This window comes from Anaerosoma tenue, assembly GCF_023161965.1.
GTDB classification, from domain to species: Bacteria; Actinomycetota; Coriobacteriia; order Anaerosomatales; family Anaerosomataceae; genus Anaerosoma; species Anaerosoma tenue.
This window is the reverse complement of the sequence record NZ_JALNTY010000002.1, coordinates 62,282-82,752: the sequence shown is the minus strand read 5'-3', so window position 1 is coordinate 82,752 and position 20,471 is coordinate 62,282. Positions and strand designations below refer to the sequence as shown.

The following is a 20,471-nucleotide window of genomic DNA, read 5'->3' as shown; positions in this document are numbered from 1 at the left end:
ATACATGGATACTCTGAATCAGGTCCAGGTCGTCGGCCGTATACGTGCCGACCTCGAGTCCATGATGGGCGAGCGCATGAAGCTCAAGGCGAACATGGGCCGCTCAAAGGTTCTTGAACGCGAGGGTGTTCTGGAGCAGACGCATCCGAGTCTGTTCGTTCTCAAGATCGACGAGAAGCGGGGCCGCACTGCGCGCGTCTCATACAGCTACGTCGACATCCTCACCGGAACGGTCGAGCTGACCGATTGCGACACCGGCGAATGCATCTTCGGCTGGCTCAACTAAGGGCAGGTCACGGCAGATCATGACGACACGCGGGGCTCCGATGCCCCGCGTGTCGTGTGCCCGGGGAGGAACGATGCTCCGCATCCACGCGCCGGCGAAGGTCAACCTCTATCTCGCGGTCGGACCGGTCCGGCCGGACGGCTATCATCCCGTGGACACGGTGCTCCACGCGCTTGAGTTCGGCGACGAGGTGACCGTGGGCCCGGCGGAGCGCCTACGCTTCTCGTGCGTGCCCGACCTCGGGTTGGCGGACGACGACAATCTTGCGTACAAAGCCGTGCTGGCCATGGCCGAGCACTTCGACCGGGAGCCTCTCGTCTCGGTGACCGTTCGTAAGCGTGTACCGGCAGGCGCGGGGCTCGGCGGGGCGAGCTCCGACGCCGCAGCCGTGATCGTCGGCCTGGCGACGCTCTGGGGTGTCTCAGAGCGCGGTGAGGACCTTTACAGCATCGCCCGTTCTCTTGGCGCGGATGTCCCGTTCTTCCTCGATGGAGGGGCGGCGCGCTTCACGGGCCGCGGGGATGTCTTCCTGCGTCGTCTTCCGGCGCTGGACGTCCCGGTGGTGTTGGTCCGGCCTGCGGAGCCTGTGGCCACTGCCGAGGCGTACCGGGCGTTCGACGACATGCCGCATGAGGCTGCGCCACCGGTGGAGCCGCTGGAGCGCGCACTCGTCGAGGGGGATGCCCAACGCGTGGCCGCACTGTTGTTCAACGCCATGACTCCTTCCTCGGCTCGTCTAGTCCCGTCGGTGGGCCACGCGCTCGATCTGGTCCGGTCGCACCCCGGGGTGCTCGGGGCGGCGATGGCGGGCAGCGGTTCGGCGGTGTTCGGCATCTGCGACGCCGGCGGCTCTGCCGAGGCATGTGCGGCCCACGCGGCGGAGGCAGGTTACTGGAGCGCCGCGACGCGGACGTGCGGCCGCGCGTGTGCGGTCGAACGAGACTGACCTGCCGGCACGTTTCCTTACGTTTCCTTGAGTGCAGGGATGGCGGTAGGGGCGTCGAAGAACTCACCAGGGGCAAACGAGGACCTGCAGGGGGCACGGGATATGGACATAACCAAAGTCACGCTCAGGCCGGTGGCGATGAACAAGGTGTGCGCGATCGCGAGCATCGTGATCGACGACATGTTCGTCATCCATGACCTCCGGGTCGTGAACGGCGACAAGGGTCTGTTCGTGGCCATGCCGTCACGCAAGCTCCCCAGCGGCGAGTTCCGCGACATCTGCCATCCCATCAACGCCGATGCGCGCCAGAGGATCCAGGATGCGGTACTGAGCGAGTTCGAGGCCGAGGGAGGCGTCAACGCCTTCACCGAGGCGGCCGAGTCCGTCGGCTCGCTTCACTAGGCATCTCGTTCCGCGCCGGAGACGCCCCCGCACTTGCTCGCTGCGCACCGCCGTGTCGTGCATCCATCCGCATCTGGGGACGGGCGCGCTGTGGTATACTCCCTTGCGCTTACGGAGGCCCGCCGAGCGGGTGTCCTTGGGGCGTCGCCAAGTGGCAAGGCAACGGACTTTGGCTCCGTCATCCGTAGGTTCGAATCCTACCGCCCCAGCCACACTGCTACCGAGCGGGGCGCCGGGCCCCGATATGAAGGAGCCATGATGGGCGCGACCGCTCTGATCCTTGCGGCCGGTGAGGGGACTCGTATGAAGTCGTCCCTCCCCAAGGTCGCTCACCGCATCCTGGGAGTCCCGCTGGTCGGCCATGCGGTGGCTGCCGCGCGGGAGGCAGGGTGCGACAGGGTGATCGTCGTCACGGGACATCATGCAGAGACCGTTGAGGCGATCGTGCACGATGTGGAGTTCGTGCGTCAGGACCGGCAGCTCGGAACGGGTCACGCCGTGATGTGCGCCGAAGACACGCTCTCGGGCGGCTCCGGCTCCCTGCTTGTCCTCGCCGGTGACTGTCCGTTGCTCACGCCCGCGACGCTCGCGCGTCTGATCGAGTCGCGCGAAGATGCCGGAGCGGCGTGCTCGGTGCTCACCACACGTCTTCAGGATCCCACCGGATACGGGCGCATCGTGCGGGATCCCGACGGCTCCATCGCGGGGATCGTGGAGCACAGGGACCTTGCCGAGGGGCAGCACGCGATCGACGAGGTCAATACCAGCACCTACTGCTTCGATGCGGCCGCCCTCTTCGAGCATCTGCACCGCCTTCAGAACGCAAACGCCCAGGGCGAGTACTACCTTACCGACATGGTCGCGCACTTTCGCAGCGCAGGTCTTGGGGTGGTGGCTGTGGAGGCTGACGATCCCGACGAGACGCTCGGCGTGAACAGTCGCGTGCAGCTCTCCGAGGCGGCTGCCGTGCTGCAGCGGCGCATCAACGAGCGCCACATGCTCAATGGCGTCACCATGACGGACCCGGGTCTCGTGTGGATCGGCCCTGAGGTGGCGATCGGTCGGGACACCGTCATCGAGCCGCTCACGTTCTTGTTCGGCGATACCGTGGTCGGCGAGGATTGCATACTCGGGCCGGGTTCCCGGCTCACCGATTGCAGGGTCGGGAGCGGATGCAGCGTGGACAACTCGGTACTCACGGGTGCGGTCGTTGCCGATCACGAGGCGGTAGGTCCGTGGATCCACCGGACCCGAGACGCCGGGACACCGAATCACGGCGCGTGACAAGTGAGCGAAGCGGCTCACACTGATACGATACCCTGTGACGAAGGTGGTCGCAGCAGCGGGAGTACAGGCCCCGGAAGATGAGGGAGCGATCGAGAGCATGATCTCCACACCCGGCAAGCGCATGATGGTGTTCGCGGGAACCCATAACCGCGAGCTGTCGGAGGATATCGCGCGGCACCTTGGCGTGGAACTCGGGAACATCCGGGTCTCCAAGTTCGCCAACGGCGAGATCTACGTGCGCTACCTGGAGAGCGTACGTGGCGCCGACGTCTTCCTGGTGCAGTCGATGTGCCAGCCGGTGAACGCGGCCTTGATGGAGCTGCTGATCATGATCGATGCCGCCAAGCGCGCGAGTGCGCGCTGCATCACGGCGGTGATCCCGCACTACGCGTACGCGCGTCAGGACAAGAAGTCAGCGGCACGTGAGCCCATCACCGCCAAGCTCGTGGCCGACCTGCTGACCACTGCCGGCGCCGAGCGGGTGATCGCGATGGACCTGCACCAGGGGCAGATCCAGGGCTTCTTCAACCAGCCCGTGAACCATCTGACCGCGCTGCCCATCCTGGCGGACTACTTCGACGAACTCGGCCTCGAGGACCTCGTGGTCGTCTCGCCCGACGTCGGCAGGGTGAAAGCCGCCAAGAAGATGGCGGACATGCTCGGCGGCGAGCTCGCCATACTCCACAAGGGCCGTCCGGAGCACAATGTCGCTGAGATCACGCATGTCATCGGCGACGTAGAGGGCAAGAACTGCATCCTCGCGGACGATATGATCGACACCGCCGGTTCGGTGACCGAGGGCGCTCGGGCGTTGGTGAACAAGGGCGCCTCCAAGGTCTGGGTCACGGCGACCCATGGCATCTTCTCGCCGCCCGCGTTCGATCGGCTGGAGTCCGCACCCATCGAGGAGGTCGTGGTCACTAACACGCTTCCCGTCCCCGTTGAGCGGCAGCATGGTAGGCTTCGTCTACTGTCGGTGGCGCCGCTGATCGCGCGGGCCATCCAGAACGTGTACAACGACGACTCGGTCTCGGAGCTCTTCGATCCGGACTTCCAGTTGTAGCGAGATCCGGGGGGCGCGTACGCGTCACCCGAAGAACAAGAGGAGGAACGAACGCATGACGCACGTTGTCGAGTTGAACGCACAGGTCCGTGAGATCACGGGCAAGACCAGCCACAAGCTGGCGTCCGAGGGCCTGGTGCCGGCGGTGATGTACGGCTCCAAGGTCGACGCGCGCTCCCTGTCCGTCGACGGCAAGGAGTTCGACCGTCTGATGCAGCACGCCTCGGTGGGGGCCACGCTGGTCTCACTCACCATCGATGGGGACAAGGCCCCGGTGGACGTCATCATCAAGGAGGTCAAGCGCGACGAGGTCAAGGGCTTCGTGCAGCACATCGACTTCTGGGCCATCGATATGGGTCACTCGTTCCAGACCGTGGTGCCGGTCAGTTTCGTGGGCTCCTCGGAGGGCGAGCGCGCCGGCGGTACGCTGATGCACTCGGCACGTGAGCTGAGGATCGAGGCCAATCCGAAGGACCTGCCCGAGCACATCGAGGTCGACGTGTCCGCGCTTGGGATCGGCGATTCGCTGACGGTGGCGGATCTCACGGCCCCCAAGGGCGTCACGCTTCTGGACGACCCGGAGACCGTGCTCGTGTCCGTCGTCGCCCCCATGGGCGAGGAGGAGGAGCCGGAGGCCGAGATCGGTGAGGTCACCGAGGTTCCTGAGGTTGGCGAAGAGGCTGCTGAAGCCGAGGAGACCGAGGAGTAGTCGACTCAGCCATGGCACGCATGGTCGTGGGGCTCGGCAACCCGGGTTCCAAGTATGAGAACACGCGTCACAACGTCGGGTTCATGGTGGCTGATCTGCTCGCCGAGAATCTGCGCGTGACGTACTGGAGGGACGAGGCCGGCGCCAAGGTCGGCCTCGTCCGCTTCGGTGACGACGATCTCCTGATCGCGAAGCCCGGGACCTACATGAACCTCTCGGGCAAGGCCGTCGCGAAGCTCGCTGACGACTACGAGACGCCCGTTGGCGACATCATCGTGATCCACGATGACCTCGACCTGCCTGAGGAGACCCTGCGCGTGAAGCGCGGTGGCGGTCACGGTGGCCACAACGGGCTGCGGTCGCTGGTGGATTGTCTCGGCACGGGTGATTTCCTGCGCGTGAAGGTGGGAATCGGGCGACCGCCGGGTCGCCAGGATCCTGCCGACTACGTGCTGGAGGAGATGAGGCCTCAGGTGGCCGAGCGTCTTGCCGATATGGTTCCGCACGCCGCGCAGGCGGTGCTGCACATCCTCGAGCACGGGGTCGAGAGCGCCATGCAGGAGTACAACGCGGGCTGACGGCTGCTAGCGGAGGTACGTCATCGGGTCGACGGGCGTACCGTTGATGCGCACCTCGAAGTGCAGGTGGGGCCCTGTGGAGAGCCCGGTGCTCCCGACCTTACCGATCGGGTCACGCCGGTCCACCTTCTGGCCCTTGCTGACCGAGATGCTGCCGGTCTGCTGGTGCGCGTAGAGGGTGACCACCCCGTTGCCGTGGTCGATCATGGTGCAGTAGCCGTATCCGCCGCGGTATCCGGCGTAGATGACGGTACCGTCCGCCGCGGCGACGATGGTGGCGCCGTTGATGCTCTTGCCGATGTCCCACAGGCTGCCGATGTCGATGCCCGTGTGGAGCTTCTTGTAGCCGAGGATCGGGTGGATGCGGTAGCCGAAGCGCTCTCCGCCCTCAGGCTCGTCCTCGAAGCCGGGGACGGGCCACGCCATCACTCCCGCGAAGTATCCCGACCCGGTGCCGTAGAGTTCCCGGGCGATGCGGGCCGACTCGGCCTCTTCGGCCTCAGCCTGCGCGCGCAGGCGGTCGGCGTTCGCCTTGTTCTCGGCTACCAGCGCCTCTTTCTGGTCCTGGGCCGAGCGCTGGGCATCAAGCTTCGACTGGTGACGGGCCCGCAGATCCTTGAGCCGCTTCTCCTCGGCCTCCGCTTCGGCCCGCTTGGCGTCGACCGTCTCGAGGTCACGCTCGATCTCGGCCTTGATCTTCTCAAGGGTGATGCGACTGTCTTTGAGATCGCTCGCGAGCTGGCTGTTCGACTCGATCACCCTCTGTACGAGACTCGTACGAGAGATGAAGTCCTCGATGCTGCGGCTGTCGAGAAGAAGCTCGAAGTAGATCAGGTCGCCGTTCTTGTACGAGGCTTCCATGCGCTCACCGAGCAGCGCCTGCTGGCGTTCGTACTCTGCTTGCGTGGCCTCGATCTCCGTCTGCTTCGCGTTGACCTGGGCGGTGAGGTCGTCGACCTCGGCCTTGAGGCGGTTCGATCTCTCCGTTGCGGTTGCGATGTCGTCGGCGAGCGCGTTGATGTCGCCCTGGATGGCGGCGATCGTCTCATCGAGCGCCTTCGCTTCGGCGGCGAGCTTCTCGGCGCGGCTCTCGGCCGCCTTGGCCGCATCGCGTGCGTCCTGCGCGGCCTTCTCGTGCGTGCGAAGGTCGTCAGCCGTCACGGCGAACGCGAACGGTGTGACGATGAGGGTAAGGATGAGCGCAAGCGCGAGAACGCTGGTTGCTGCGCGGCTACGTTGCATGGTGTGTTTCCTCCGGACGGCTTTTCACAGCCGGGTTCGGTTTCCGCCGGAAGGCGCTACCCCCGGATATTAGCAGGTGGTAAGGGTGTGCGGCAAACGTCCTGTGGGGTATACAGCAAACAAAGCACCCGCAGGGGGACTCGGGTGCACGTCCCGCGAGAAGGAGTTGGTACGCATGAGTGATGATTTCCAGACACCACCGCCCGCACCACCGGCACCACCCGCACAGGCGCCCGCCGGTACCGAGGGCCCGAGCGATACCGGTAAGATACTCGCCGGCATCGGGTACCTCACGGGCATCGTGGCGCTGATCGCGATCCTGATCGAGCCGTACAAGGACGAGAAGTTCGTGAGGGTGCACGCCTTCCAGGCGCTGGCGCTCTACGTGGTGATGATCGCGGCCTCAGTGCTCAACGTCATCCCGATACTCGGCCAGATCATCTGGCTCGTGGCCTCCATCGCCGTCTTCGTCTTCGCCATCATCGGCGCGATCAAGGCGTTCCAGGGCCAGGAGTACGAGATGCCGGTGATCTACGGCTTCATCAAGAACTACATCTAGGAACCTGGGCTTCTCACGCGGTCGAGGCCGATGCCGGCGCGCCGGTGACAGCGGTGCTGATCACTGCGCAGCCGGAGTCTCCTCCGCCACCGTCAGGCCGGATCCTTCAGGGGCGGGCACGATATGTGTCCGCCCCTCGTCGTCCACCGCCAGCAGCGCGACGCCTTCGGCAGAAGCGTATCCGGCCGCCCGGTCCACGCCGCGCACGAACAGCGCCGTGGAGAGGATGTCCGACTCGAGCCCGGTGAGCGACGCGCCTGCCACGGTGAGCGAGCGGACGCCCCTCGCCGGCTCTCCGGTAGCCGGATCGAGGATGTGGTGGTAGCGGATGCCGCCGGACTCGAAGTAGCGCTGGTAGTCGCCCGAGGTGGAGAGCGCACCTTCCCCCTCGAAGGTGAAGACCGCGATCACGCTCTCCGGATCCCGCGGATCCTCGATGCCCACACGCCAGGCTTCACCGTTCGGCTTCGTGCCGAGCGTGACCGTGCTGCTGCCCGAGCTTATCAGCGCCGCGGTGATCGCATCGCTGGCGCGGAGCGACTCGCGGGCCGCGTCGAGCGCGAGCCCCTTTGCCGCGCCGCTCGCATCAAGACCCGGGGCCAGCACGCCGCTGGGCTCCAGGCGGGCGTCAGACGTCTTGAGACGGGCGAACACGCCGTTGTGGGTATCGGCGCGCACGAAGCCGTCAGCGGCCGAGAGAGCGAGCTCCAGGTCGTCTGGGGGTGGGATGGTCTGGGATCCCTCGAAACCGTACAGGCCCGATGCCGACATCAGGAAGGGCGAGAACGCGTCGGCCACATCGAGGCGGTCGATCGCATCGAGCACGTCCACGAAACGCGGCGGGAGTGGTTGCAGCGTGTAGGGCTGGCGATTGAACGCCGCGATCTCGGACTCGGGCTCGTACGCGTTGAGCGGGGCGACGACCTCGGCCATGACGGCGAACGCGTCATCCACGGCCTGCCGGACCGCCGCATCGTCGTCTCCGTAGGCCGTGATGGTGACCACCGTGCCGAGCGCCTCACGGCTCACCTCGACCGGTCCGGCCTCGCCGCACCCGGGAAGCGCTATCAGCCCGATAAGTAGCAGAACAGCCGTGATACGTCGCATTGTCAGCCTCACGTGGACGGGTATACTGGTCGGCACTTGTCGTGCCGTCCTGTAAGTGTACCAACCCCGGGAGGACCGATGTTCCCCATCGTTCACGCCCGCCAGCTGTCCGACGCCGTGTTCGAGATGGGCGTCGAGGCGCCCGCGATCGCTGCCAAGGCCAAAGCAGGCCAGTTCCTGATGCTCCGGATCGATGAGGATGGCGAGCGCATCCCGCTCACGTTCTCCGATTGGTCCGCCGACGAGGGCTGGATCCGGTTCATCTTCATGACCGTGGGCAAGACCACTCACAAGCTCTCGCATATGGGCGTGGGCGACTCCCTGGCCGACGTGGTGGGCCCGCTCGGCATCCCCACTCACGTGGAGGGTCTCGGCCGTGTGGCCGTGGTGGGCGGCGGCGTGGGAACCGCTGTCGCATACCCGGTGGCGCGCGCGATGGCCGAGGCGGGCAACGAGGTCACCGTGATCGTGGGTGCGCGGAACGCCGGCCTGGTCATCCTGGAGGACGAGTTCAAGGCCCTCCCGCTGCACGAGCTGATCATCTGCACCGATGACGGCTCCGCCGGGCGCAAGGACCTTGTGACGGCCCCGCTCAAGGAGCTGTGCGAGGGCGGCGCCATCGACCATTCGATGGCTATCGGCCCGGCGATCATGATGAAGTTCTGCGTGGCCACCGCCAAGGAGCACGATGTCCCCTGCGTGGTCTCGCTGAACCCGATCATGGTCGACGGTACGGGCATGTGCGGCGCATGCCGTGTGACCGTGGGCGGGGAGACGAAGTTCGGCTGCGTGGACGGTCCGGACTTCGACGGACATGCGGTGGACTTCGAAGAGCTCATGAGCCGCCAGCGCGTCTACAACGACGACGAGCGTCTGGCGGACGCGGAATACCAGAGGGAGTGCTCATGCCATCAGTAGACGGCACCGGCGGCCCTGCGCCGGACGAGAAGCCCCGGCACCGCCCGGCCCGCATCCCGCGGACCCCGATGCCCGAGCGGGACGCCTCTGAGCGCGCGCGTGACTTCGACGAAGTGACACTCGGCTACACGGAGGAGATGGCCCGGGCCGAGGCGAGCCGCTGCCTGCAGTGCAGGAATCCCACCTGCATCGAGGGCTGTCCGGTGAACATCGACATCAAGTCGTTCATCGGCGAGATGATCGACGGCGACTACCATGCGGCCGTGGCCGTGCTCAAGGAGAAGAACGCCCTTCCGGCCGTATGCGGCCGTGTCTGCCCGCAGGAGGAGCAGTGTGAGGCCCGCTGCGTGCTCGCCAAGAAGGGCGAGAGCGTGGCGATCGGCCGCCTCGAGCGCTGGCTCGGCGACTTCGACCTGGCATGCGAGCTGGAGGGCCGCTGCGTACCCGTGGTGGGCGCGGACAGCGGCAAGCGTGTGGCGGTGGTGGGTTCCGGTCCCGCCGGCCTGGCGTGCGCCGGCGAGCTGCGCCGTTACGGTCATGCGGTCACGGTCTTCGAGAGCCTGCATGCAACAGGCGGCGTGCTCACCTACGGCATCCCGGAGTTCCGCCTGCCCAAGCACATCGTCCAGGCCGAGGTGGGGCTGCTCGAGGAGATGGGCGTGGAGATCCGGTGCGACGTGGTGATCGGCGCAACGTACACCATCGACGAACTCATGACCGAGGAAGGCTTCGGCGCCGTCTTCATCGGCAACGGCGCCGGTCTGCCGATGTTCCTGGGCATCCCCGGCGAGAACCTCAACGGCGTCTACTCGGCCAACGAGTTCCTCACGCGTGTGAACCTGATGCGCGCATACGAGTTCCCCTCGGCCGACACACCGGTGTGGCGCGGCCGCAAGGTGGCCGTGGTGGGCGGTGGCAACGTGGCGATGGACGCCGCGCGCACCGCCAAGCGCCTTGGCGCCGAGGAGGTCTTCCTCGTCTATCGCCGCACCGAGGCGGAGATGCCGGCGCGCAAGGAAGAGGTGCACCACGCGCGCGAGGAGGGCATCGAGTTCAAGATGCTGTGCTCGCCGGTGGAGGTCCTCGGCAAGGACGGCTGGGTCACCGGCATCGTGGCCAACACGATGGAGCTCGGCGAGCCCGACGCGAGCGGCAGGCGAGCGCCGGTGTGCGTGATGGGCGCCGATGTCACCATCGACTGCGACACCGTGGTCATGGCGCTCGGCACGCGGGCGAACCCGCTGCTGCCCAAGACCACGCCCGATCTCGAACTCTCGAAGCGGGGCTACATCCTCGCCGATGAGGATGGCGCCACATCGAAGCCCGGCGTGTATGCGGGTGGCGACATCGTCACGGGCTCGGCGACGGTCATCCTCGCTATGGGGGCCGGCAAGCGCGCCGCTCGTGCCATGGACGAATGGCTCAAGCAGGGCGATTGATAGTCCGATATCGGGGATGTGCGGTACAATCTACCCGAGGATGACGACGTCCGGCGGGAGCTGCAGGCGGTCGCCTGCCTGTGGTCACGCTCCAGCTCGAGGAGGTGGCGGTGTCGGACCCGATCAGAGTACTCGTCGTCGATGACGACGAGGCCATCTTAGACATGATCCAGATGGGCCTTGAGAACGAGGGTATGCGTGTCGTCTCGGCCTCTGACGGCTCCGAAGCGCTCGAGATGCTGCATAAGCATCCCACCGACGTGGTGCTCCTCGACATCATGATGCCGCGCGTGGACGGCTGGATGACGCTGATGGAGATCAGGAACGATCCCCTCACGGCGGACATCCCGGTGATCATGCTGACGGCCAAGACCCAAGACCTCGCGCGGATCCTCGCCTTCAAGCAGGGCGTACAACAGTACGTGACCAAGCCGTTCAACCTGATGGAGCTCATCGCGCGCATCCAGAGTCTGATGCGAGGGCGCCAGCGGGTGGGCGCCGGATCGCAGGCCGAGGGTGACTTCAGGAAGCTCGCAGTGCGCAAGGGCGGGCGCACCGTGCTCCTCGACCTTGACGACGTGGTGTACATCTCGGCCAAGAACAAGTCCACGTATGTGCACACGTACGAGAATCAGTATCTCGTGGATCTCACGCTCTCGGAACTCGAGGAGCGGCTGTCGAGCGACTCGTTCCGCCGTCTGCACAGGAGTTACATGATCAACCTGAACAAGGTGAAGGAGATCCTGCGGGCCGAGGGCGCGTACGTCGTGGTGATGTCAGACCGTGACGAGACGCAGGTGCCCGTGGCCCGCCGCCAGGTGAAGTCGTTCCGCGAAGCGGTGGGGATCTGATGCGGGCTCGCAGGGGGAAGCTGGGCCTCGTTGCGTCCATCGTGCTCGCTCTTCTCGTCTCCGCGCCGCTCTCCGCGTATGCGGAGCGCACGGTCGGTCTCTCCACGGGCACTTTCGAGCTCTCACTGGCGCCGGGCCAGACGGGCGGCGGTGAGGTGGTCGTCTCCAACAATGGTGACGAGGACATCGACGTGCTGATCTACGCCGCCGACCAGCTCGTGTCGGAAGACGGCGCGATCGACTACCAGACACCGGATATCACCGGCATCACCGGCGCCGGCACTCCGGCCACCTGGGTGCGGATGGACATCGATGCCGAGACCAGGACCCGCGGCAACACCCCGTACGTATCACTCACGCCGGGCCAGCAGGTGCCCGTGGCGTTCGAGGTGGAGGTTCCCGAAGACGCGCCCCCGGGAGACCACCAGGTGATCATCTTCTTCGAGATGTTCGGCGGGGAGGATCCGGAGACCGAGGGAGCCACCACGGAGGTGACCGGCCGCGTTGGCGCTCGCGTGAGCATGCGGGTCGCCGGCGAGGTGGTGGAGCGGCTTGAGGTCCGGCCGTTCGTGACCAAGGCGTTCGTGCTCTCGAAGCTGGCGCCGTACACGTTCGTGGTGCGTAACGACGGCAACATCGACAAGGACATCGAGGCCCGGATCCTCGTGCTCGACGGCGACCTGCAAGAGGTCGTCGACTCTGTCGTGACCGAGGACGCGACCGTGTACGCGGGGACGAACTTCGAGCAGAGCGGTTCGGTAGAGATGGCAACGCAACTCCTCGGCCGGTACACCATGCGTCTTGAGGTGAGCTATCCGCGCGAAGGATCCGAAGTCGGCGCCACCGACGTCATCACGATCGACAAGGCCGTCTGGTTCGTGCCGCTGTGGCTGGTCATCGCGATTATCGTCACGCTCGGCGGTATCGCGATCTGGCTGAGCTGGCGGAGTGCCAGGCGTGCCGATGAGCGGAAGCGGGCACGCGGGCGCGGGCGTCGCCCGGCCAGGGTGGGCGAGTCCGCCGGTGACTCCTGAGGACCGGCCCGAGGACCTGTGGTGAGATAGGAGGACGCCCGGACCACGATGGCCCGGGCGTCCTCTTCGTATCTGTCGCTCTCGTCTGTTACGGCTACTGAACCAGCGAGTAGGTGATCGTGCCGGAAACGGCGCCGGGGTCGACGTTGTAGTCGACGCCTCCCTCGATCGTGTAACCCACCGCGATGCTGCCGCCCCGGAGGCCGGTCACCGCATCAGCGGTCGTCGATGTCAGGGTGGTGAAGGTGCCGGTGTTGACCGTGGCTCCCATCGTTGCAGGTTTGTTGGACTTGCCGGTGACCGTCACCGTCGCGGTCCCGGGAGTCTCCGGGTCGATGGTGCCAAGGTCCACCGGGCCGGGTGCCGTGATCTCCAGCAGGGTGCCCACGGTGGCGCTGACGCTCGTGTCGCCGCTGGCGGCCGCCGCGTAGCTCACGGCGCCGAAGACGAGAGCGACGACTGAAAGTCCGATGATCAGAGTCCTCTTCATGCATTCTCCTTCGTGTGGTCGTGTCTGGTGTGCCGCCACAGTCGATGGTGTGGCGTTTGGCGCGACTGTACTTGTCGCGCCCCCTGCGTAGACACGGTCATAGACCACCCCCCGTTGGGGAACGCATGGGATCGGATTCCCCCCGATATCTGGGCGTTCCTTACAACATGTATATCGGCGGTCGCCTACTGCATACTGAGAGGTCAGGGGCGGACATGTGACGGATGCATTCAACATCACGATGGGCGGCGCCGGTATCGCGTCTGTGTCCGACGAGCGGCGCCAAGGAGCTGTTGGTCGGGTGTCTAAGGGCGCATAGGGGCCCGGGCAGCGATCGCCCGGGCCCCTATGCGGTGGAGCAAGAGATAGTGTGGTGGGAGGCTAGTCCTGCACGAGCGAGTAGGTGACGGTGCCCGACAGAGCGGTGCCGGCGTCAACGGTGTAGTCGACGGTGCCGGTGATGGTGTCCGCCTGGCTGATGGTGCCGCCGCGAAGACCGGAGACGGCCGTCTGGAGCGTGGAGGCCAGCGTGGTGAAGTTGCCCGGCGCCACCGATGCGCTCATCGTGGCCAGCTTGTTCGACTTCCCGGTGACGGTGACGCTGGCGCTCTTCGGCGTGTCCGGCATGATCTCGCCCAGGTCGACAGGGCCGGGTGCCGTGATCTCGAGCAGGGTGCCGACGGTCGCGCTCACGGCCGTTGTGCCCGTCACTGCGCTCGCGTAGCTGATAGCGCCGAAGACCAGCGCCACTACCGCGATCGAGATGATGATGGTTCTCTTCATGGGATGTTCCTCCGATCGGTGATTCGTTGTGCCCCGTGATGGACGGGGATCTCTCAGGTCCATGGGGTTGCAGTCCTCGTACTCGCCGTGGTCATCCATCTCCGGATGGACTAGTACTATTGGTTCATTGGCATCTCTATCAAGGTACTGAGCCGAATGGCTATCTCCCCACCTGAAGGGCATATCGGCACGTATGTCGCAGCGCTTGAGCGCTTTTCATCCGGATGTGACGACAGGCTCATTGGTCGCGACGGGCGGGCCGTGGGCAGGTTGAGCGGTAGGTGGGGCTGCTGGCGATGTGTTGCCCCGGTGACGCCCACCATGACGTACGAAGGCCCGGACCGTGATGGCCCGGGCCTTCGTACGCTGTGACGAACGCAGCTTTGGAAGCTAGTTCTGCACGAGTGAGTAGGTGACGGTGCCCGACAGCGCGGTGCCGGCGTCAACGCTGTAGTCGACGGTGCCCGTGATGGTGTCGGCTTCGCTGATGCTGCCACCACGGAGGCCGGAGACGGCCGTCTCGAGCGTGGAGGTCAGCGTGGTGAAGTTGCCCTTGGCAACCGCCGCGCTCATCGTAGCGCTCTTGTTCGACTTGCCGGTGACGGTGACGTTGGCGCTGCCCGAGTTCTCCGGGTCGATCGTGCCAAGATCCTGGGCGCCGGGTGCCGTGAGCTCGAGCAGCGTGCCCACGGTCGCGGTAACAGCCGTGTCACCGCTGGCGGCCGTGGCATAGCTTACGGCGCCGAAGACCAGCGCCACTACCGCGATCGAGATGATGATGGTTCGCTTCATGTGATACTCCTCAGATCGATATCGTTCCTTGATACCCGCCAGTGCCCCTACCGGACGGTATCCCTCAACAGGACTAGTGGGTCGACAGTGCATGGAAATCCTTAAGCAGTATGAGGGCAATCACCCCCTTTGTGAACCCATAAACGAAAAGAATTCACGATTCCGGGTCCCATGAGAGTGTCGGGTGTCTGGGTCGTCATCGCTGGCTCACCTCGGCACGATCGTGTAGGTGACGGTCGCTTCGTAATACCCCGGGTCGACCATCCATGAGACGAGGATGCCGATGGTATCGGTGAACGAACCCGAGTCCATCGCCTCGCCGAGCACATTGTCGAGCGAGCGGGTGAGGCCCAGCTGATCGGTGTCGCCCGCAGCAGTGCCGCTGAGGTGGAAGGGCACCGAGGCGGATACGTTGACGGTCACGTCGGAGCGGGTGTACTGCACGCCCGGCTCGATCGTGCCGAAGTCGACCAGGGGAGTGCTCACGGACATGCTGAGTTCGGGCTTGCCTGGCGTGGCGAAGTGCGTCGTCTCTCGCGTGTCGACGATCGTACCGTCCGCCGCCTCCCAGACAGCGCGCAGCCGGTATGTGCCCGCGAACCTGAGGTCCTCGTTGCTCACGCTCCACGTGTCGGTGGCTCCGGTGGTGCCTCCCGGTACCGAGAGTCCGGCGGTCTGATGCGTGTATCCGTCGCCCTCGCCAACGGCGAGCCACGTGCCGTCTCCGCCCACGTACGAGTCGCCGGGGCTCGCGGCTCCGTCCCCGTCAGCGTCCCACCACAGCAGGTAGGTGACGGTGGTGTCGGGGAGGTCCACGGCGCCCGTGTTGTCGAGCGCGCATGCCACGTTGACGGGAGACTGCGTCACCTCGCCGCCTGTGGCGGAAAGCGAGCCGATCCGCGCCCGGTATCCCACGTAGAAGTCGTGCGTGGCGAGCTCGGTAGTCCCGTTGAGGAGCGTCACGGTCCACGTACCTGGCAGGTCGGTGGGTGAGAGGTCGTGCCGCGACTGGGCGATACCGGTCCCGTCGGAACGCACGTCTTCGGTGGCCATCACCGCTCCGGAGGGATCGGTCCACCTGAACGTCACGGTCTGACCGGTGGGCAGGCCCATTCCCCGGGCGTATACGAGGTCGCCAAGGGTGAAGGTGTCCTGTGCCGTGCCGAAGCCCCCCACGCCGAACGTGGCGAGCCTGCTCACGATGGTCGTGTCGGCCACGGATGCTGAGCCGAGGGCGTCCTGGGCGGTGAGCGTGGCGAGGTCGGTCGTGGCCGTGCCTCCAGTGAGGGGAGGTGTTCCCGCAGGCACCGTCACGCGCACGACCACGTCGGTCGAACCGCCGTACGGAGCCAGGGTGACCTCGGAAAGCGGGGTGGCGGCGTCCCCGGCGAAGACCTGCGCCGGCCATCCGAGCGATGAGGACGCAGTCAGCGCCAGCGTTCTCTCTTCAGCGGTGCTGTTGGTGATCGTGTGGCGGTACAGTACCGATGTCCCGGGTCCGGCGGGCAGGCTCATCGGCGGAGCGACCTCAAGGGCAGGACGCACCGTGACGGTGTCGTAGGCGTTCGCACGCACCTCCGGCTGTCCTGTCACCATCGCTTCTACCCTGGTCACGTCCGTGATGCCGAGTTGCGCGCCCGCGGGCACCTCGAGCACGACCTCGATGTCCATCGACGCGCGCGGCTCGAGGGTGAGCGGACCGGTGACCTCTGCACCACCGGAGCGTAGCGAGATCGGCCAGCCGTGATCGGAGACCGCGCTCAACTCCACTGTTATCGTGGTGTCCACGTTGCTCTGCACGGTGTTTGCGAACGTCACGGTCGTGCCGGGAGCGCCCGAGACCTTGCGGTCGGGGATGACGAGAAGGGGTCCCACGACCGCTTCATCCGTGGCCGAGGCGCTGGCCGGGGTCGCCCCCTGGTTCTCGGCGCTCACGGTGAGCGTATCGCGGGTACCGTTGGGCGTATCACCCGGTATGGCGAGCACGGCCTCCACGTCGATGCTGTCGCCCGGTTGCAGCTCCAGTGTGGTGAGCGGGGTGGTGTCGCCGGCCAGTCGCACCATCGCGGACCAGCCCCGTGACGATTCCGCTGTCAGCGCGAGGCTAAGGGGGATGTTACCGGTGTTGGTCACGGTGTGCGGGTAGAACGCGTCCATGCCTGCAGCCATGCCCAGCGTGGTGCCTGGCGACAGGTGGACGCCCGCACGCACGAACGAGATAGGCTCGGCGTGGTCCCAGTCGTTGCCCTGTATCGCCGCGAACCGCAGGTTGACCGGTGTGTCGGGTGCGATCCCGAGCGCCGCCCAGGTGACCGACCCCTCGAACTGCGAGCCGTCCGTCTCGCCGACCCCCTCAAGCGCTCCGCCGTTCACGGCGACGGCCGATCCGAGTCCGCCGGGGGGTGGTGAGGCGATCGGGTCGCCGTTCACTCCGTCCGAGGGAGAGTACTGGTACAGACCGATCGACTTGAGCGCGTTGCCGCCCTTCAACTCGAACACGAGTACGTGGTCGGCGGCTCCAAGGAACCCGTCACCGTCACTGTCGATGTAGATGCGGTACACGGGGGCGGCGCCGCCGCCGGAGGCTGCCCGGCGCACGTAGAGGTACACACGGCTGTCGTCGTATGTTGCGGCCGTCACGGTGAGGTCGCTGTTCGACCCTCCGGTGTCGCCCGCCGGATCGTAGCGGCAGTTGGCGGCGCTGTCGAAGACAGGCGACCAATCCGCGAACGCTCCGTCGACGGTGATGGGTGTGCGCACGAGCGCCGTGGAGGGGGTGATTGGCACGAGGAGTGCGAGCGCGAGAGCGAGAGAAAGCACCTGCGTCCACGACCGTGGACCAGGGACCATGAGACGCCCGGCGTCACGCCGGGTAGTCGGTCGCATGCTGATATCGTTCCCCCGTTTGGCCCTAGGGCCCGCGTCGCGTCCGACGCCGCAGTTCCCGCCGTGCAGTGCCAATCACACGCATAAAGTGACCGATGTCACGCTCAGAATATTAGCGTAGATTAGGTTCGTTCGCAAACGAGCGAACCATCCCGCATCAGTTGCGCAGGCTGCCCAGCGGCGCGGGCATCCTGCCGCCTCGGTTGATGAGCTTCGCGCTGCTCCACCGGGATACGTCCATCACCGGCGCAGCGCCGAGAAGGCCGCCCCAGCTCACGTGGTCGCCGGCCGCCTTGCCCACGGCCGGGATCAACCGCGCTGCCGTGGTCTTGTTGTTGATGACGCCGATGGCGCAGGCATCGGACATGATGCCCGCGATCGTCTCGGCAGGCGTGTCGCCGGGTATCGCGATCATATCGAGGCCAACCGAGCACACGGCTGTCATCGCTTCGAGCTTCTCAAGGTTGAGCGCGCCGTCCTCCACGGCCCGCACCATGCCGGCGTCCTCGGACACGGGGATGAACGCGCCGGAGAGCCCGCCGATCGACGAGGTGCCCATGGCGCCACCCTTCTTGACCGCGTCGTTGAGGAGCGCGAGCGCGGTCGTGGTGCCCGGTGCGCCGCAGCGCTCCACGCCCATGGCCTCCAGGATCTCGGCGACGCTGTCGCCCTCGGCGGGGGTGGGGGCGAGCGATAGGTCGACGATACCCATAGCCACACCGAGGCGGCGGGCCGCTTCACGGGCCACCAGCTCGCCCGCCCGCGTGATCTTGAAGGAGGTGGCCTTGATGGCCTCGGCCACAGCGGTGAGGTCGGCCTCATCGGGGAGCGCCGCGATGATCGCGCGTACCACGCCCGGCCCCGAGATCCCTACGTTCACCACGGCGTCTGCCTCTCCGGGCCCGTGCATGGCGCCGGCCATGAAGGGGTTGTCCTCCACCATGTTGGCGAACACCACGAGCTTGGCGCAGCCGATGCTGTCATCGGCGGCCGTGAGCGCCGCAGTCTCCTTGACGGTGCGCGCCATGCGGGCGATGGCGTCCATGTTGATTCCCGCGCGCGTGGAGGCCACGTTCACTGATGAGCAGACGCGTTGCGTGGCCGCCAGGGCGGAGGGGATCGACCGGATCAGCGCGTCATCCGCCGCGCCGACGCCCTTGTGGACGAGCGCCGAGAAGCCGCCGATGAAGTCGACGCCGGCGGTCTCGGCGGCGCGGTCCATCGCCTCGGCGATCGGCGTGAGGTCCTCGCCGGCGCAGCGGCCCGCTATGCCCGCGACCGGGCTCACCGAGATGCGCTTGTTGCGGATCGGTATCCCGTATTCGCGCTCGATCTGCTCGGCCACCGGCACGAGACGCTCAGCGGCCCGGGTGACCTTCTCGTAGAGCCGCGCCGAGATCTCCTGCGTTGAGTCGGCGGCGCAGTCGTCGATCGACACTCCCAGCGTGACCGTACGGATGTCGAGGTGCTGCTGGTGCACCATGAGCAGGGTCTCGGCGATCTCCTCGGGACTGATGTGGAGCATGGGGACCTCCAGGAGCGGCGGACGATCGACAGGACGTGTGGGCTGCCTACACGCGGTGCATGAAGCGGAAGACGTCCTCGCGCTGGAGGGTCACCTGCATGCCGATTGCCTCGGCGACCTCGGCAAGGCGCGCCTGGATGTCTTCGAAGGGGTGTATGTCCTCGTCGATGGTGACGAGCATCGTCATCGAGAACACGTCCGAGAGGATCGTCTGGCGGATATCCTCGATGTTGACTGAGAGTTCCGCGAGAGCGGTGGCGATGGTGGCGACGATGCCGACGCGGTCGGCGCCGAGAACGGAGAGCACGGCTCTGGTCTTCATGGGGCTCCTCCAGCCACCCGGCGCGACGCCGGGCGGATCCACGGGTATCACGCGGTATACTCTACCCGCCCTGCCCTGCTGACGCGACCGAGCACGGAGTGAGCATGGCTGTTCCTATCACGCCCATACGCATCGGCGACGTGGTGCGCCTCAAGAAGCCGCATCCGTGCGGGGCCAACGAGTGGGAGATCACGAAGCTCGGCATGGACATCGGCCTTCGCTGCGTGGGGTGCGACCGGAAGGTGCGCCTGGAGCGCTACGATTTCGACCGGCGGTTCCGAGGGTTCATCGCCAGGGCGGACGAAGGCTCGGGCGAAGAGTAGCGGCTACGATTCACCTGCCGCGTCGAGTTCGCCTGCGGCGCCGATCTCGTTCACCTGTATATGCACGTGGTCGCCGCCGTTGTCGGTGTAGCCGCCAAGCTGGATCTCGATCTTGTCCGACATCGACCGGACCGCCGCGATTCGCGTGACACCGGCCACCACGGCGTCACCGGCGCGCACGGTCACGTCGTCCACATGGATGAGCACGACGTCCACGTCATCACGACCGTCCGGCCGGATGTGTATCTCGAAGTCGTCGTAGGCGTCGTAGAGCAGGTAGGGCCGCACCTCTACAACGGTGCCGGTCACAGGAGAGTACACATCGGTCCCGGCATCGGCTCCGATGTCGGCCGCCGTGTCCGGCATGCCTGTGCGGTTCGAGCGCCAGAGCCGCAGACACACGCCGCCCAGCACGTCGTCCGGCACGTCCGCAGCCTCCTCCACAGGCGGGACCGCCTGGAGCTCGGCGGCCAGCTCCATGTCGGCATCCGGGACGAGCGAGGTGATCGGAAGCGCCGAGTCGCCGGATGCCTGGTGGAACGCCAGGGCTGTCATGGCGGAGGGGTCCACGGGGAGGCGCATCTCCGTGGCGCCGACACGGGCGAATCGAGGGGTAGGGTCGCGGTCGGGCTCGGCCGCCACTGACGCAACGGCCGCGGTCATCGGGCCCGGCTCGTCGGAGCCGCCCCTCCAGAGCGTCGCCGTGAGGATGAGTGCGAGGCCGACGATGAGAACCACCGCGGTAAGGGCGGGATATGGCGACCGGCGGGGGCGCACCCTGCGGCCGCTCCGGCCCCGCCGTGTGCGGCGGGTGTGACGCGAGCGCGCCGGCGGGCGGTATGGGTCGCGGTTGTCACTAAAGGGCATATGCAGACGTATCCGGTTCGAATATGGGGGCGAACGGCAGGGTCTTGAGGGGTGTTTCGCGT

The 20,471-nt window shown here is 66.4% G+C and carries 22 protein-coding genes and 1 tRNA gene; 14 read left to right on the top strand and 9 right to left on the bottom strand.

Annotated features, from left to right (window positions below; translation table 11 throughout):
• The first annotated feature begins 4 nt into the window (after positions 1 to 4).
• The 8 genes from MSB02_RS05300 (at position 5) to pth (ending at position 5,271) form a co-directional block, all read left to right on the top strand.
• On the top strand, positions 5 to 286 hold the full coding sequence (locus MSB02_RS05300; RefSeq protein WP_267194196.1) for a Veg family protein: 282 nt from the start codon (positions 5 to 7) through the stop codon (positions 284 to 286).
• A gap of 73 nt (positions 287 to 359) precedes the next feature.
• Positions 360 to 1,232 carry a 4-(cytidine 5'-diphospho)-2-C-methyl-D-erythritol kinase gene (gene ispE, locus MSB02_RS05295; RefSeq protein WP_267194195.1) on the top strand — a complete coding sequence of 291 codons (873 nt, stop codon included), beginning with the start codon at positions 360 to 362 and terminating at the stop codon, positions 1,230 to 1,232.
• Positions 1,233 to 1,334: 102 nt separating this feature from the next.
• Positions 1,335 to 1,634, top strand: a complete 300-nt coding sequence (gene spoVG, locus MSB02_RS05290) for a septation regulator SpoVG (protein WP_267194194.1) — start codon at positions 1,335 to 1,337, stop codon at positions 1,632 to 1,634.
• Between the two features lie 137 nt (positions 1,635 to 1,771).
• A tRNA-Gln gene (locus MSB02_RS05285) sits at positions 1,772 to 1,846 on the top strand.
• A gap of 46 nt (positions 1,847 to 1,892) precedes the next feature.
• A complete protein-coding gene (locus MSB02_RS05280) occupies positions 1,893 to 2,918 on the top strand; it encodes a bifunctional UDP-N-acetylglucosamine diphosphorylase/glucosamine-1-phosphate N-acetyltransferase GlmU (RefSeq protein WP_267194193.1) in 1,026 nt (341 codons plus the stop codon).
• A 103-nt stretch (positions 2,919 to 3,021) separates the two neighbouring features.
• Positions 3,022 to 3,984 carry a ribose-phosphate diphosphokinase gene (locus MSB02_RS05275; RefSeq protein ID WP_407653153.1) on the top strand — a complete coding sequence of 321 codons (963 nt, stop codon included), beginning with the start codon at positions 3,022 to 3,024 and terminating at the stop codon, positions 3,982 to 3,984.
• Between the two features lie 55 nt (positions 3,985 to 4,039).
• Positions 4,040 to 4,693, top strand: a complete 654-nt coding sequence (locus MSB02_RS05270) for a 50S ribosomal protein L25 (RefSeq protein WP_267194191.1) — start codon at positions 4,040 to 4,042, stop codon at positions 4,691 to 4,693.
• Between the two features lie 11 nt (positions 4,694 to 4,704).
• Positions 4,705 to 5,271 carry an aminoacyl-tRNA hydrolase gene (pth, locus tag MSB02_RS05265; RefSeq protein ID WP_267194190.1) on the top strand — a complete coding sequence of 189 codons (567 nt, stop codon included), beginning with the start codon at positions 4,705 to 4,707 and terminating at the stop codon, positions 5,269 to 5,271.
• A gap of 6 nt (positions 5,272 to 5,277) precedes the next feature.
• Here pth and MSB02_RS05260 read toward each other — a convergent pair whose 3' ends face one another.
• A complete protein-coding gene (locus MSB02_RS05260) occupies positions 5,278 to 6,513 on the bottom strand; it encodes a murein hydrolase activator EnvC family protein (protein WP_267194189.1) in 1,236 nt (411 codons plus the stop codon).
• A gap of 175 nt (positions 6,514 to 6,688) precedes the next feature.
• Between MSB02_RS05260 and MSB02_RS05255 the strand changes: the two genes are divergently transcribed.
• Positions 6,689 to 7,072: a DUF4870 domain-containing protein gene (locus MSB02_RS05255; RefSeq protein WP_267194188.1), complete on the top strand. Its 384-nt coding sequence runs from the start codon at positions 6,689 to 6,691 to the stop codon at positions 7,070 to 7,072.
• Between the two features lie 60 nt (positions 7,073 to 7,132).
• Here the strand turns inward: MSB02_RS05255 and MSB02_RS05250 are convergent, their stop codons facing one another.
• Entirely contained in the window at positions 7,133 to 8,179 is a 1,047-nt protein-coding gene (locus MSB02_RS05250; RefSeq protein WP_267194187.1) for an FAD:protein FMN transferase, read from the bottom strand.
• 78 nt (positions 8,180 to 8,257) lie between these two features.
• Between MSB02_RS05250 and MSB02_RS05245 the strand changes: the two genes are divergently transcribed.
• From MSB02_RS05245 to MSB02_RS05230, 4 genes are all read left to right on the top strand, one after another.
• Complete coding sequence (locus MSB02_RS05245; protein WP_267194186.1) at positions 8,258 to 9,097, top strand: sulfide/dihydroorotate dehydrogenase-like FAD/NAD-binding protein; 840 nt, start codon at positions 8,258 to 8,260, stop codon at positions 9,095 to 9,097.
• A gap of 68 nt (positions 9,098 to 9,165) precedes the next feature.
• Complete coding sequence (gene gltA, locus MSB02_RS05240; RefSeq protein WP_267194638.1) at positions 9,166 to 10,536, top strand: NADPH-dependent glutamate synthase; 1,371 nt, start codon at positions 9,166 to 9,168, stop codon at positions 10,534 to 10,536.
• A gap of 110 nt (positions 10,537 to 10,646) precedes the next feature.
• A complete protein-coding gene (locus MSB02_RS05235) occupies positions 10,647 to 11,387 on the top strand; it encodes a LytR/AlgR family response regulator transcription factor (RefSeq protein ID WP_267194185.1) in 741 nt (246 codons plus the stop codon).
• Positions 11,387 to 12,421 carry a WxL protein peptidoglycan domain-containing protein gene (locus MSB02_RS05230; RefSeq protein ID WP_267194184.1) on the top strand — a complete coding sequence of 345 codons (1,035 nt, stop codon included), beginning with the start codon at positions 11,387 to 11,389 and terminating at the stop codon, positions 12,419 to 12,421. Before MSB02_RS05235 ends, MSB02_RS05230 begins: the two co-directional genes overlap by 1 nt.
• 94 nt (positions 12,422 to 12,515) lie before the next feature.
• On the opposite strand, the gene MSB02_RS05225 is transcribed toward MSB02_RS05230, so the two are convergent.
• The 6 genes from MSB02_RS05225 to MSB02_RS05200 form a co-directional block, all read right to left on the bottom strand.
• The gene (locus tag MSB02_RS05225; RefSeq protein WP_267194183.1) at positions 12,516 to 12,911 is read right to left on the bottom strand and encodes a hypothetical protein; all 396 of its coding nucleotides are present in this window, start codon (positions 12,909 to 12,911) and stop codon (positions 12,516 to 12,518) included.
• Between the two features lie 381 nt (positions 12,912 to 13,292).
• On the bottom strand, positions 13,293 to 13,694 hold the full coding sequence (locus MSB02_RS05220) for a hypothetical protein (RefSeq protein ID WP_267194182.1): 402 nt from the start codon (positions 13,692 to 13,694) through the stop codon (positions 13,293 to 13,295).
• Between the two features lie 390 nt (positions 13,695 to 14,084).
• A complete protein-coding gene (locus tag MSB02_RS05215) occupies positions 14,085 to 14,486 on the bottom strand; it encodes a hypothetical protein (protein ID WP_267194181.1) in 402 nt (133 codons plus the stop codon).
• Between the two features lie 207 nt (positions 14,487 to 14,693).
• On the bottom strand, positions 14,694 to 17,372 hold the full coding sequence (locus MSB02_RS05210) for a hypothetical protein (RefSeq protein WP_267194180.1): 2,679 nt from the start codon (positions 17,370 to 17,372) through the stop codon (positions 14,694 to 14,696).
• Between the two features lie 157 nt (positions 17,373 to 17,529).
• On the bottom strand, positions 17,530 to 18,897 hold the full coding sequence (locus MSB02_RS05205; protein ID WP_267194179.1) for a PFL family protein: 1,368 nt from the start codon (positions 18,895 to 18,897) through the stop codon (positions 17,530 to 17,532).
• Between the two features lie 46 nt (positions 18,898 to 18,943).
• The gene (locus tag MSB02_RS05200) at positions 18,944 to 19,219 is read right to left on the bottom strand and encodes an ACT domain-containing protein (protein WP_267194178.1); all 276 of its coding nucleotides are present in this window, start codon (positions 19,217 to 19,219) and stop codon (positions 18,944 to 18,946) included.
• A gap of 104 nt (positions 19,220 to 19,323) precedes the next feature.
• Here MSB02_RS05200 and MSB02_RS05195 point away from each other — a divergent pair, with 104 nt between their 5' ends.
• A complete protein-coding gene (locus MSB02_RS05195) occupies positions 19,324 to 19,542 on the top strand; it encodes a DUF951 domain-containing protein (RefSeq protein ID WP_267194177.1) in 219 nt (72 codons plus the stop codon).
• 3 nt (positions 19,543 to 19,545) lie between these two features.
• On the opposite strand, the gene MSB02_RS05190 is transcribed toward MSB02_RS05195, so the two are convergent.
• Positions 19,546 to 20,319, bottom strand: a complete 774-nt coding sequence (locus tag MSB02_RS05190; RefSeq protein ID WP_267194176.1) for a M23 family metallopeptidase — start codon at positions 20,317 to 20,319, stop codon at positions 19,546 to 19,548.
• Between the last annotated feature and the right edge of the window lie 152 nt (positions 20,320 to 20,471).